Below are 12,818 nucleotides of genomic sequence, written 5' to 3' on the forward strand. Positions count from 1 at the left end.
TGTCGCAAACGCAAGGGAGAATGACGCAGTCGGAGCAAGAATCCGGAAAGAAAATTCCCGACTTAGACGCGCATCGGCATCAGGACATAGAGCGCATCAGCGCCAGCCGTGTCGCGAATGAGCGTCGGCGAGCCGGCGTCGGCCAGCAGGAAGATCGCATCGTCACCGGAAAGCTGGGCGGTGATGTCGAGGAGATACTTGGCGTTGAAGCCGATCTCCATCGCGTCGCTCTCATAACCGACGGCTACTTCTTCCGTCGCACTTCCGGAATCCGGATTGTTGACGGTGAGCATCAGCTGGCCGTCGGCGAGTGCGAGCTTCACGGCGCGGCCACGCTCAGACGAGATGGTCGAGACGCGGTCAACGGCACGCGCGAAGGTCTGGCAATCGACGCGCATCTCCTTGTCGTTCGCCTGCGGAATGACTCGCTGGTAATCGGGGAAGGTGCCGTCGATGAGCTTGGAGGTCAGAACGATCGAGCCGATGGTCAGGCGGATCTTGGAATCGGAAATCTCTGCAGAGATGACAAGATCCGGATTGTCGATCAGCTTCTGCAGCTCGCCGACCGTCTTGCGCGGAATGATGATGCCCGGCATGCCCTCCGAACCCGAGGGCGCATCGACATCGGCGCGCGCCAGACGGTGACCGTCGGTTGCCACGGCGCGCAGCTTCAGCGCACCGCCGGCTTCGATCGTGTGCAGGAAGATGCCGTTCAGATAGTAGCGGGTTTCTTCCGTCGAGATTGCGAACTGGGTGCGATCGATCAGCATCTTGAAATCGGATGCCTTGATCTTGAACGAATGGGTGAAGGTGCCGGCCGTCAGGTCCGGGAAGTCGGACTGCGGCAGGCACTGCAGCGAGAACTTGGAACGTCCGGAGGCGACCGTCATGGTCGAGCCGTCCGGATTGGTGGCAAGCAGGACTTCCGAACCGTCGGGCAGCTTGCGCACGATTTCGTAAAGCAGATGGGCTGGAACCGTCGTGGCGCCGGCCTGCTCGACCATGGCGGGTGTGCCCTCGGTGATTTCGAGGTCGAGGTCCGTTGCCTTCATGTCGAGCTCGGCACCTTCGGCCTTCAGCAGCACGTTCGACAGGATCGGGATCGTGTTGCGACGCTCGACCACGCGGTGCACGTGGTTCAGAGACTTGAGGAGATTGGACCGTTCAAGAGTTATACGCATGGGATGCTACCGCTTTCGACGTGTCGTCTTCCGGAGTTCCGGATCGGAAAAAGGGGGCCGGGCAGTCCCCGGGCCGGACGATGTGGACGGGCAAAATGGCAGCAAAAGAGCGGGAAAAGCAAGAGGCTCCAAGGTTTTCCACGTTCGTCCCACGCGAAGGTTATCGGAATGGTTTATGACCGCGTCGCCCTTGCCGCGGGCAAGGGGCTGGAGGATAAAGGCCGAATGACAACAGAAGAGAAAAATGCGGCCGCGGCGCCTGGTGCCAAGCGCTACCGCCTGAACGATACGCCGATTGCGGCCCGCCCGTTGGAGCCTGCGCTCTATCTCGTGGCAACGCCGATCGGCAATCTCGGCGACATCACCATCCGCGCACTGGAAACGCTGGCTGGCGCCGATGTGCTCGCCTGCGAGGATACGCGGGTGACACGTGTGCTTCTCGACCGCTACGGCATCGAGAACCGGCCTTATGCCTATCACGAGCACAATGCCGATGAGGCGGGCGCCCGTCTGCTGGCCGCGCTGGAAGCCGGCAAGTCCGTCGCCCTCGTTTCCGATGCCGGCACGCCGCTCGTCTCCGACCCGGGCTATCGCCTCGGCCAGCTCGCCATTGAGGCCGGCCACCGCGTCGTGCCGATCCCCGGCGCCTCGGCCCCGCTCGCAGCCCTCGTCGGATCCGGCCTGCCGAACGATGCCTTCCTCTTTGCCGGCTTCCTGCCCACCAAAGACAAGGCCAAACGCGATCGCCTCCGCGAACTCTCCAAAGTGCCCGCAACGCTGATCTTCTTCGAATCGCCCCATCGCATAGGCGATACGCTGACAGCCGCGGCCGACGAACTCGGCAATGATCGACCGGCTTCCGTCTGCCGCGAGCTGACCAAGACCTTCGAGGAATTCCGCCGGGGTCCCTTGGGCGATCTCGCGCAAGACTATGCGGAGAAGACGGTGAAGGGCGAGATCGTCCTTGTCATCGGCCCGCCGGCTCCCGATGCGGCGCCCGATGCCGCTGATGTCGACAGCCTGCTTGCCGAACTGTCCGCCACCATGCCGACGGCCAAGGCCGCCACGGAAGCCGCGCGCCTGACCGGCCTGCCGCGCAAGGATCTCTACCAGCGCCTTCTGGAACTCAAGGGGGCCGCATGAGGCCCAAAGGCGCGGATCAGAAACGCATCCGCGCCGAGAGGCTGGGCCGCTGGTCGGAATACCGTGCAGCGCTCGCGCTCCTCCTCAAGGGCTACCGGATCGTGGCTCTGCGCTACAAGACAAAGGCGGGGGAGGTGGACATTATCGCCCGCCGAGGCGACCTCGTCATTTTCGTAGAAGTGAAAGCCAGACGAGATCTGCGCGCTGGCGTCGATGCCGTCGGATACGAGGCCGAGCGCCGTATCGCGAATGCTGCAGATCATTGGCTGCGCAGGCAATCCGATGCAACACGTCTGTCACTTCGCCATGACATCATCGTGGTGCGGCCATGGCGCTGGCCGACCCATTTCGAGGGTGCATTTTAGCTTCGTTTCACTTTCGAGCTGGGGTGAATGAAACCTTCGTTTTGTGACAGCCCTGACACAAAACTTTCAAGGCGCTGTCACGGAGCACGCCTATTGGAGCCCTCACCGCAACAACCGGTGGAGAGGATCTGACCCATGATCAAGAAGATTTCCCTGGCCGCTCTGGCCCTGACCATGACCGCATCGACGACGCTTGCCGCGACCAACATCACCTGGTGGCACGGCATGGGTGGCCGCAACGGCGAAGTCATCAACGAGATCGCCCAGAAGTTCAACGCTGCCCAGACCGAGTGCGTTCTGACGCCTGTCTCCAAGGGCTCGTACGAAGAAGCCCTGTCGGCCGGCATCGCCGCCTTCCGGTCGGGCGAGCAGCCGAACATCCTGCAGGTCTTCGACGCCGGTGCCGCCACCATCATCAACGCCAAGGGCGCGACGATTGCTGCCGAAGACCTCCTGAAGGAAAACGGCTTCGAATTCGATCGCAATGCCTTCATCGAAGGCGTCCGCTATTTCTACGCCGACTCGGACGGCAAGTTCGTCGGCATGCCGTTCAACTCCTCGGCGCCGATCATGTACATCAACGACGAGGCCTTGAAGAAGGCCGGCGTCGAGGCCCCGAAGACCTGGGAAGAGTTCGAAGCCATCGCTCCGAAGCTCAAGGAAGCCGGCTTCATCCCGCTCGTCCAGTCGCAGCTCACCTGGCAGTTCACCGAGAACTTCTTCTCGCGCAACAACCTCCAGTTCGCCTCGAACAACAACGGCTATGACAGTATCGTCGACACGACCATCAACGTCACCGACGAAAATCACGTCATGATGTATGACAAGCTGAAGGCCTGGTACGATCAGGGCCTGTTCGGCTACTACGGTGCTGCCTGGAACGACAACCAGAAGGTCTTCGAAGAAGGCAAGGCCGCTCTCTGGATCGGTTCTTCGGGCTCCTTCGGTGGCCTGCAGAAGACCGCCACCATGCCCTTCTCGGCAACCTTCCTGCCATACTGGAACTCGATCGAAGGCGCTGGCGTCCACTCCTTCATCGGTGGCGCTGCCCTCTTCGCAATGGCTGGCAAGTCGGCTGAAGAAAACAAGTGCTCGGCGTCCTTCTTCAACTTCCTGACCTCGACCGAAGTCCAGAAGTTCTACCACCAGGCCACCGGCTACGTTGCGATCACCAACGCAGCTTACGAACTGTCGAAGTCGGAAGGCTACTACAACGAAAAGCCGGCCGCCGAAGTTGGCATCAAGCAGCTTCAGCTGCCGACTGCGGAGTGGAACAAGGGCTATCGCCTCGGCTTCTACCCGCAGATCCGCGCCGTGATGGAGCGCGAATACAACCGCCTCTTCGCCGGTGAGACCACGGCCAAGGACGCCATGGAAACGATCAAGAAGGAAGCCGACGAGCTTCTCGCCCGCTTCGCCAAGACGGCCGGCTGATCATTTCTGAAACTTGATTGGGACCCGGGGGCGACAAGCCCCCGGGACTTGCATTGAGAGGGCTCCATGAAGCGCGTCCAGTTCAACTCGCGATACCTGCCATATCTGTTCCTGCTGCCGCAGTTCGCGATCATTTCGATCTTCTTCTACTGGCCCTCGATGCAGGCGATCACCTCGTCCTTCTACATCGAGGATCCCTTCGGCTTCGGCTCGACCTTTGTCGGTGCAGCCAATTACACTGATGCGCTGGCCTCGCCCGAATACCAGAAGATCGCCCGCTTCACGATCGGCTACAGCCTGATCGTCACCTTCCTTGCTCTTTCGATCGGCATGCTGCTTGCCCTGAAGGCCGATGCGGTGATCCGCGGCAAGTCGGCCTACAAGACGCTGTTGATCGTCGTCTATGCCATCGCCCCGCCAGTCGCAGGCTTGATCGGCATGATGCTGTTTGACCAGCATATCGGCCCCTTCGTCAAATTCGCCGCCCTCTTCGGCTGGGAGATGAAGGTCGGCCTCAACTATTTCGACACGGCCTTCGCCATGGTCATGGTCGCCGTCTGGAACCAGATCCCCTACAACTTCATCTTCTTTCTCTCGGGCCTCCAGGGCATCCCGGTCTCGATCCGCGAGGCGGCCGCCATCGACTGCAAGTCGGGCACGCGCCGCTTCTGGACGGTCATCCTGCCGCTGCTCACCCCCACCGCCTTCTTCCTTCTCGTCATCAACATGACCTATTCGCTCTTCGACACCTTTGGCGTCATCGACGTCATCGTGAAGGACAAGGCGGCCAACAACCCGATCACGCTGGTCTACAAGGTCTATCTCGACGGCTTTCGCGGCAATGACCTCGGCTCGTCTTCGGCCCAGTCGGTCATCCTGATGCTCGTCGTCCTCGTGCTGACCATGATCCAGTTCCGCTTCATCGAACGCCGCGTCCACTACGGTTGAGGAGAGCGAAATGTACCGCACCAAATTCTTCGACCATCTGATCCTGATCGCGGGCGTGTTCTTCATGCTCGGGCCGCTGGTGGTGGCCTTCACCACATCGACCCATTCTGCAGCCGAGATCCATACAAACGGGCTGATGCTGTCCATCGGCGACGACTTTACTTCGACCTATGACAAGGTCCTCTTCAAGTCCGGCGGCTTCACCGGTCAGGTGACCGGGCTCACCATGGCGATGAACTCACTGATCCTCGGCCTGGGCTTTGCCATCGGCAAGATCGTGCTCTCAATGCTGGCCGCCTATGCCATCGTCTATTTCCGCTTCCGCTTCGCCACACTCGCCTTCTGGCTGATCTTTACCACGCTGCTCCTGCCGCTCGAAGTGCGCATCATGCCGACCTACAAGGTGATGAGCGATCTCTCGCTGCTCAATAGCTATCAGGGCCTGATCCTGCCGCTTCTGGCATCTGCCACCGGCACCTTCTTCTTCCGCCAGTTCTTCAAGTCGGTCCCTGACGAACTCCTGGAGGCCGCCCGCATCGACGGTGCCGGCCCCTTCAAGTTCTTCATCGATATCCTCTTGCCGCTCTCGCGCACCATGATCGCTGCCGTCTTCATCATCATGTTCGTCTACGGCTGGAACCAGTATCTCTGGCCCATGCTGATGACCACGGACGAGGGCTTCTACACCCTGATGCGCGGCATCAAGCAGATCCTGCAGGTCTGGGTCGGCTCGCAGATCCCCGATTACAACGAAGCCTTTGCCATGGCCGTGCTCGCCATGCTGCCGCCCGTCATCGTGGTGGTGGTGTTTCAGAGCTGGTTCATCAAGGGCCTCACCGAAACCGACAAGTAAAGGGAGTGCCGACCATGGCGTCCATCGACATCAACGAGGTCTCCAAGATCTACGACAAGAGCGGCGCCAAGGCCGTGGACAGCGTCGATATCCAGATCGAGGATGGCGAGTTCATCGTGCTCGTCGGCCCATCTGGCTGCGGTAAGTCCACGCTTCTGCGCATGGTGGCGGGCCTCGAAGACATCTCCCAGGGCACGATTTCGATCGGCGACCGCGTGGTCAACCAGGTCGAGCCAGCGGATCGCGACATCGCCATGGTCTTCCAGAACTATGCGCTTTATCCGCACATGACCGTCTACGACAATCTCGCCTATGGCCTGAAGAACCGCGGCACGCCGAAAGCGGAGATCGCCGCCCGCGTGGCGGAAGCGGCCAGGATGCTGGAGATCGAGAAGTATCTCGACCGCAAGCCGCGCGCGCTTTCGGGCGGCCAGCGCCAGCGCGTCGCCATGGGCCGTGCCATCGTCCGCAAGCCGGCCGTCTTTCTCTTCGATGAGCCGCTGTCCAATCTCGACGCCAAGCTGCGCGTGACCATGCGCGGCGAAATTCGCAAGCTGCAGAAGCGGCTGAAGACCACGGCGATCTATGTCACCCATGACCAGTTGGAAGCTATGACGCTTGCCGATCGTCTTGTCGTCTTGAACGGCGGCCGCATCGAGCAGATCGGCACACCGCTTGAGGTCTATAACCGCCCCGCTTCCACCTTTGTCGCGAGCTTCATCGGCTCGCCGGCGATGAACCTGGTCGATGCGCGGATCTCAGGCGGACGCCTGCTCTTTGCGGATGCGTGTCTCTTGAGCGGTGCTGGCTGGTCAGACGGTCCGGTCCGTCTCGGCATGCGCGCGGAAGATCTGGTCCTCACAAGCGACGAGGATGCCCAGTTCGCGATGACCATCGATTATGTCGAGGAACTCGGCGCGCAGCGCCTGGTTCACGGCCTTGTCGCCGACCAGGTCTTGACGGCCGTGGTTGCATCCCACGTCGCGTTGAACGGCCGTCTGCCGCTGAAGATCGCCCCCTCCAGGCTGCATGTCTTCTCCGCCGAAAACGGTCGCCGTCTGGAACCCGTCCTCTCCCCATCCGAGGATCGGGCGAACGAAGACAGCCCCGACCGCGCCTTTGCCTGAACGCATTCGCAGCCGGCCTCATGCTCGCTTCAGCAAAATTCAAGAAGGGCGGCGTTGCCATCGCAAAGCGCGCCGCCTAAATCTGCGGGGCAATTGCAAGGGGATAGCGCATGGCCAGAATCAGAAACGTCGCGGTCCAGATGGACCATGTGTCCACGATCAACATCGCGGGCGACAGCACCTTCGCCATGAGCCTGGAGGCCCAGAGCCGCGGCTACAAGCTGTTCCACTACACGCCGGACCGGCTCTCCATGCGTGATGGCAAGATTTTTGCCACCGTCGAGCCGATGGAACTGCGCGACATCAGGGGCGACCACTACACGCTTGGCGCCCCTGAGCGCGTCGACCTCTCGACGATGGACGTGATCCTGCTGCGGCAGGATCCACCCTTTGACATGGCCTATATCACCTCGACCCATCTGCTCGAGCGGATCCATCCGAAGACGCTCGTCGTCAATGATCCGGCCTGGGTACGCAATTCGCCGGAGAAGATCTTCGTCACCGAATTCGCCGACCTGATGCCACCGACCCTGATCACCAAGGATCCCGCCGAGATTGCCCGTTTCCGCCAGGAGCAGGGCGACATCATTCTGAAGCCGCTCTATGGCAATGGCGGCGCCGGCGTCTTCCATTCCACCCGCGACGATCGCAACTTCTCCTCGCTGATGGAGATGTTCGGTCAGATGTTCCGCGAACCCTTTATCGCCCAGGGCTACCTGCCGGCCGTGCGCAAGGGCGACAAGCGCATCATCCTCGTTGATGGCGAGCCCGTGGGCGCGATCAACCGCGTGCCGGCCGAACATGATGCCCGCTCCAACATGCATGCCGGCGGCAAGCCGGAGCCGACCGAACTGACGGCACGTGAGCGCGAAATCTGCGCCCGCATCGGCCCGGCCCTGCGCGAGCGCGGCTTCCTGCTTGTCGGCATCGACGTGATCGGCGACTACATGACCGAAATCAACGTGACGTCCCCGACAGGCATCCGGGAGGTTAAGAAGTTCGGCGGCGCGGATATCGCGGCTCTCCTCTGGGATGCCATCGAGCGCAAGCGCGCCTAGGGCCGTTCATTCCATTTGAAGTCGAACGGCTCTAAAGGCCTGTTTCGACGTTGAAGATGAGCGCTTGTTTGCCGTATGCAACCCGGAACAACTGTGGCCCTACTTGAGGCTGCGGATGTTCCGTAAATGTTCTTGCGTTCCAATGCTTCTTATGCGAGATTGTTCCCGTCGCCACACGCAATATGAAGTTGCAGTGGCGACCATCGGTCGATCGGCGAGGACGGGCAATGGTAGCGCGTGTCAGTACGGTTGCATTCCAGGGCATCGAGGGTGTGCCCGTCGAAGTTCAGGTCATGGTCGCCCCCGGCAAGACGGGCATGCAGATCGTCGGCCTGCCCGACAAGGCAGTGGCCGAAAGCCGCGAGCGGGTGCAGGCGGCCCTGCATGCCTCGGGTCTGGCGCTTCCGGCCAAGCGCGTGACGGTCAATCTGGCACCGGCAGATCTGCCGAAGGAAGGCTCACATTTCGACTTGCCCATCGCACTCGGCTTGATGGCAGCCTTGGGCGCCATTCCGGGTGACGCGCTCTCCGGCTTTCTCGTGATCGGCGAACTCAATCTGGACGGCACGATTGCGCCGATCGCTGGCGCGCTTCCGGCCGCCATCAGCGCCAATGCCATGGACAAGGGGTTGATCTGCCCGGCAGACAGCGGTGCCGAAGCCGCCTGGGCCGGCAGCGAGATCGACATACTCGCGCCCCGCAGTCTGATCGCGCTCGCCAACCATTTCCGCGGCACCCAGGTCCTGTCCCGACCGGAACCATCGATCCGGGCGCTGGCAGCCAACCTGCCTGACCTTGCCGACATCAAGGGCCAGGAAAGCGCGAAGCGGGCGCTGGAGGTCGCGGCTGCAGGTGGTCATAATCTGTTGTTCGTCGGTCCGCCTGGCTCTGGCAAGTCGATGCTGGCGGCGCGTCTGCCCTCGATCCTGCCGCCACTGTCTGCTGCCGAACTGCTTGAAGTCTCGATGATCCACTCGATCGCCGGTCAGCTTTCCGGCGGCAAGCTATCTGATCGTCGTCCCTTCCGCACGCCGCATCATTCGGCCACCATGGCGGCCCTGGTCGGGGGTGGCCTGAGGGCGAAACCCGGCGAGGCCTCGCTTGCCCATCACGGCATTCTCTTCCTCGACGAACTGCCGGAATTCGCGCCTCCCGTGCTCGATGCCCTGCGTCAGCCACTCGAAACCGGTGAATGCATCATTGCCCGCGCCAATCACCGGGTTTCCTATCCCTCCGACTTCCAGCTGGTGGCCGCGATGAACCCCTGCCGTTGCGGCATGGCAGGAGAGCCGGGCCATGTCTGCGCCCGAGGCATCCGTTGCCAGAGCGAATATCAGGGCCGTATCTCGGGGCCGCTGATGGACCGCATTGACATCCGTATCGATGTCCCGGCCGTTTCGGCAACGGATCTCATCCGGCCACGGGCCGCTGAAAGCAGCACCGAGGTCGCCAGACGCGTGGCTGCCGCCCGGGCCCGCCAACGCGAGCGCTTCGAGCGGCTTGGCCTACCGTTCAGCACCAATGCCCGCTGCTCGACAGCGCTGATCGAGACGCTGGCAGAACCGGATGCTTCGGGGGTGCAGCTGTTGCGGGATGCCGCCGAAAAGTTCCGGTTTTCGGCGCGAGGTTACCATCGGGTGTTGAAGGTTGCGCGCACACTGGCAGACCTCGACGGTGCAGAGACCCTGGGGCGGATCCATCTGGCCGAGGCGATTTCCTATCGGATTGCGTCCGAAAGACTTGCAGCGGCAGCTTGATCGGCAAGGGTGTGGAAAAGCATGAAGCCTGGAAGGAGGATCAGACCTGCTTCACCATGGGATTGAGCATGTCGACAGGCAGCGTCAGGGTGACTTCCGCACCACTCGCAGGATAGGTGATCTCCGTCTGGCCGCGCACGCCGGCGATCACTCGTTTCATCAGGGTCGAGCCGAACCCTCCTGAGCCCGGTGGCGGGGCGAGGGGCGGCGGGCCGCCTGTTTCGCGCCAACGCAGCACGAGGTTCTGGTGGGCTGAGGTGTCGGTATCGATATGCCAGTCGAGGGATACCTGCCCGTGGCTGACGCTGAGCGCCCCGTATTTGGCGGCGTTGGTTCCAAGCTCGTGCAGGATCAGGCTCAGTACGACGACGGTCTGGCCGCCGATCGGCACGCGCGGACCGCTCGATGAAAAGCGCGAGGTGCCGACGATCGCGAAGGGTTCCAGCGCCTGGTCAATGACGGCCTGCAGGGAGGCGTCCTCTCCCTGGCGCAATCCCCGTAACAGCAGGTTCGAGCGTCCAAGCGCGGTCAGTCGGTCTCTGAGTCTGGCAGCGAGTTCGTCCGCGCTTGATGCGTTCTTAAGCGACAGGCTGATGATGGCGTTGATGGTGGCGAAAATGTTCTTCAGCCGGTGGTCCAGTTCCTGTGCCATGACCTCCTGCTGCTCGGCCAGTCGCTGGATCTCTTCACGTGCCGTGATCTCGTGCCTGTAGGCGCTGGTCAGCAGATAGGTAAGCCCCAGCGCCGTGGTCACGACGAACAGATAGAGGCTCATCGCCAGCAGCGTGCCGATGGAGAAATCGAAGCGGCCCGGGCTGATGAAGAAATACCAGGCGGAAAGGCCGGACAGGGCGGCCACGAGGATACCCTGACGCAACCCGAAGACAAAGCCGCAGATGATGACGGCCGGAAAAAAGGTGAGAAAGGGGAAGCCGGCGGGCAGCACGGAATCGAACCACGCGCGTATCGCAAGCGCGACAGCGAAGACCATCAGGCTCGCGACATAGGTCGCGACAAGTTTGCTCGGAGACAGCCTGTCTTGGACGGATGCGAAGGCCGGTAGGCGTTGTAGGAATGCGCGCATAAGTCCCCAGAAGATGCATTCGATTTCTCGGAAATCATCCTAACCCGGTAAAGGGATGCCCGCAATCGGAGGCAGAACGCCGGAGGGTGCCCCGGCGTTCCATCAGGTCATCACTCGCCGAGACCGGCAAAGAGCGCCGTCGAGAGGTAACGCTCGGCAAACGAGGGGATGATCACGACGATCGTCTTGCCGGCGTTCTCCTCGCGCTGGCCAAGCTTGATCGCCGCGGTCAGGGCCGCACCCGAGGAAATGCCGACCGGAACGCCCTCAAGGCGGGCAACCAGACGCGCATGCTCGAAGGCTTCGTCATTGGTGACCGTGACGACCTCATCATAGACATGGGTGTCGAGGATCGCAGGTGCAAAGCCCGCGCCGATGCCCTGGATCTTGTGCGGGCCGGGATTGCCGCCGGAGAGCACCGGGCTGTCGGCCGGCTCCACCGCGACGATCTTGATCTCCGGCTTGCGGCTCTTCAGGACCTGTCCCGTGCCGGTGATCGTGCCGCCGGTGCCGATGCCGGAGACGAGGAAGTCGATCGTGCCCTCTGTGTCGTTCCAGATTTCCTCGGCGGTGGTCTTGCGGTGGATCTCCGGATTGGCCGGATTCTCGAATTGCTGCGGGATGATCGCGTCCGGCGTCGTCTCTGCCAGTTCCTGCGCCTTGGCGATAGCGCCCTTCATGCCCTTCGCGCCTTCCGTCAGCACGAGCTCTGCGCCGAGCAGGGCCAGCATCTTGCGGCGCTCGATCGACATGGTCTCCGGCATGGTGAGGATCAGTTTGTAACCCTTGGCGGCAGCCGCGAAGGCAAGTGCGATGCCGGTATTGCCGGAGGTTGGCTCGATCAGCGTGGTCTTGCCGGGGACGATCTTGCCCTGGGCTTCCAGGCTCTCGATCATGGCGACGCCGATGCGGTCCTTGACCGAGGCGATCGGGTTGAAGAATTCGAGCTTGGCGAGCAGATGCGCCTTGACGCCTTTCTCCTTGGCCAGCTTGTCGAGCCGCACGATGGGCGTATCGCCGATCGTCTCCGTGATCGAACCATAGATGCGTCCGCGACCGGGTTTCTTCTGCTCAGTCATGTGTTTCTCCCTGGTGATTTGGTTGAGCAGAGCTTACGCCGCACGTTGCGCGCATGCCAGCATGCTCATGTCGCCGGGCAGGCCATCCTTGGAAAAATCTGCCCCGGTTGCCCGCGAGACGGTCTCTGGCGCCGTGTCGGTGCTCAACTGGCGCGCACCGCGATATAGGCGGCAGTACCGGCCAGAATGCCGGCCGCACTGCGGTTAAGCATCTTCAGGGCTTCGGGACGCTTCAGCAATCCACGCGCCTGGGCGGCGAGCAGGATATAGGGCAGCAGGACCGCCATCAGCACGATGAAGGTCAGGCCGACAAGCAGGACATAGTCGGCAAGCCCGATTGCCTCGAGCGGTATCAGCGTCGGCACCAGTGCGACGTAAAACAGCATGGTCTTCGGGTTGCCGAGTGTCACCAGCAGGCCGGAGAGAAAGGACATGGAGGGGCGAATTGCCTTTTCCGCCTTGATGTCCTGGGGAACAAGGCCGGCCGTCCAGAGCTTCCAGGCGACATAGACGAGATAGGCGGCGCCGAGAAATTTCAGGATCAGGAACGGCGTGACGAATGTCTTGGCCAAAACCGAGAGCCCGAGGATCACCGCGGTCAGATAGACGAGATCGCCGAGGATGAGCCCGAGACCCATGAAGAAGGTCGGCCGGAAGCCCGAGCCCAGGGCCCGCGCCACGATCGCGGTCATGCCGGGTCCCGGAATGGCCGCCGCGATGAAGAGCGCGCCGCAATAGGCAATGATTGTCGTCAGGGTCATGGGTGTCCTCCTGCGTCGCGATTCCTAA

General features: G+C 62.0%; 12 protein-coding genes. 8 read left to right on the forward strand and 4 right to left on the reverse strand.

Features of this window, described 5'->3' with window-relative positions:
• Positions 1-62: 62 nt before the first annotated feature.
• Positions 63-1,181: a DNA polymerase III subunit beta gene (gene dnaN / locus H6M51_RS01120; protein ID WP_185808050.1), complete on the reverse strand. Its 1,119-nt coding sequence runs from the start codon at positions 1,179-1,181 to the stop codon at positions 63-65.
• Positions 1,182-1,406: 225 nt separating this feature from the next.
• Here dnaN and rsmI point away from each other — a divergent pair, with 225 nt between their 5' ends.
• From rsmI to H6M51_RS01160, 8 genes are all read left to right on the forward strand, one after another.
• Positions 1,407-2,324 carry a 16S rRNA (cytidine(1402)-2'-O)-methyltransferase gene (gene rsmI / locus H6M51_RS01125; protein WP_185808051.1) on the forward strand — a complete coding sequence of 306 codons (918 nt, stop codon included), beginning with the start codon at positions 1,407-1,409 and terminating at the stop codon, positions 2,322-2,324.
• On the forward strand, positions 2,321-2,689 hold the full coding sequence (locus tag H6M51_RS01130) for a YraN family protein (protein WP_185808052.1): 369 nt from the start codon (positions 2,321-2,323) through the stop codon (positions 2,687-2,689). Before rsmI ends, H6M51_RS01130 begins: the two co-directional genes overlap by 4 nt.
• Positions 2,690-2,824: 135 nt before the next feature.
• Positions 2,825-4,123: an extracellular solute-binding protein gene (locus H6M51_RS01135; protein WP_185808053.1), complete on the forward strand. Its 1,299-nt coding sequence runs from the start codon at positions 2,825-2,827 to the stop codon at positions 4,121-4,123.
• 66 nt (positions 4,124-4,189) lie between these two features.
• Positions 4,190-5,071, forward strand: a complete 882-nt coding sequence (locus H6M51_RS01140) for an ABC transporter permease subunit (protein ID WP_185808054.1) — start codon at positions 4,190-4,192, stop codon at positions 5,069-5,071.
• Between the two features lie 10 nt (positions 5,072-5,081).
• Positions 5,082-5,924, forward strand: coding sequence for a sn-glycerol-3-phosphate ABC transporter permease UgpE (gene ugpE / locus H6M51_RS01145; protein ID WP_185808055.1), 843 nt, complete (start codon positions 5,082-5,084; stop codon positions 5,922-5,924).
• 14 nt (positions 5,925-5,938) lie between these two features.
• Positions 5,939-7,051, forward strand: a complete 1,113-nt coding sequence (locus H6M51_RS01150) for a sn-glycerol-3-phosphate import ATP-binding protein UgpC (protein ID WP_185808056.1) — start codon at positions 5,939-5,941, stop codon at positions 7,049-7,051.
• A 110-nt stretch (positions 7,052-7,161) separates the two neighbouring features.
• On the forward strand, positions 7,162-8,109 hold the full coding sequence (gene gshB / locus H6M51_RS01155) for a glutathione synthase (protein WP_185808057.1): 948 nt from the start codon (positions 7,162-7,164) through the stop codon (positions 8,107-8,109).
• 227 nt (positions 8,110-8,336) lie between these two features.
• Positions 8,337-9,866, forward strand: a complete 1,530-nt coding sequence (locus H6M51_RS01160; protein ID WP_185808058.1) for a YifB family Mg chelatase-like AAA ATPase — start codon at positions 8,337-8,339, stop codon at positions 9,864-9,866.
• Between the two features lie 40 nt (positions 9,867-9,906).
• On the opposite strand, the gene H6M51_RS01165 is transcribed toward H6M51_RS01160, so the two are convergent.
• From H6M51_RS01165 to H6M51_RS01175, 3 genes are all read right to left on the reverse strand, one after another.
• Positions 9,907-10,950: an HWE histidine kinase domain-containing protein gene (locus H6M51_RS01165; protein ID WP_185808059.1), complete on the reverse strand. Its 1,044-nt coding sequence runs from the start codon at positions 10,948-10,950 to the stop codon at positions 9,907-9,909.
• A 110-nt stretch (positions 10,951-11,060) separates the two neighbouring features.
• A complete protein-coding gene (cysK, locus tag H6M51_RS01170) occupies positions 11,061-12,029 on the reverse strand; it encodes a cysteine synthase A (RefSeq protein WP_185808060.1) in 969 nt (322 codons plus the stop codon).
• Between the two features lie 143 nt (positions 12,030-12,172).
• Positions 12,173-12,790: a LysE family translocator gene (locus H6M51_RS01175; protein ID WP_185808061.1), complete on the reverse strand. Its 618-nt coding sequence runs from the start codon at positions 12,788-12,790 to the stop codon at positions 12,173-12,175.
• Positions 12,791-12,818 lie beyond the last annotated feature (28 nt).

Source organism: Rhizobium sp. AQ_MP (assembly GCF_014237835.1).
In the GTDB taxonomy this organism is placed as follows: Bacteria; Pseudomonadota; Alphaproteobacteria; order Rhizobiales; family Rhizobiaceae; genus Allorhizobium.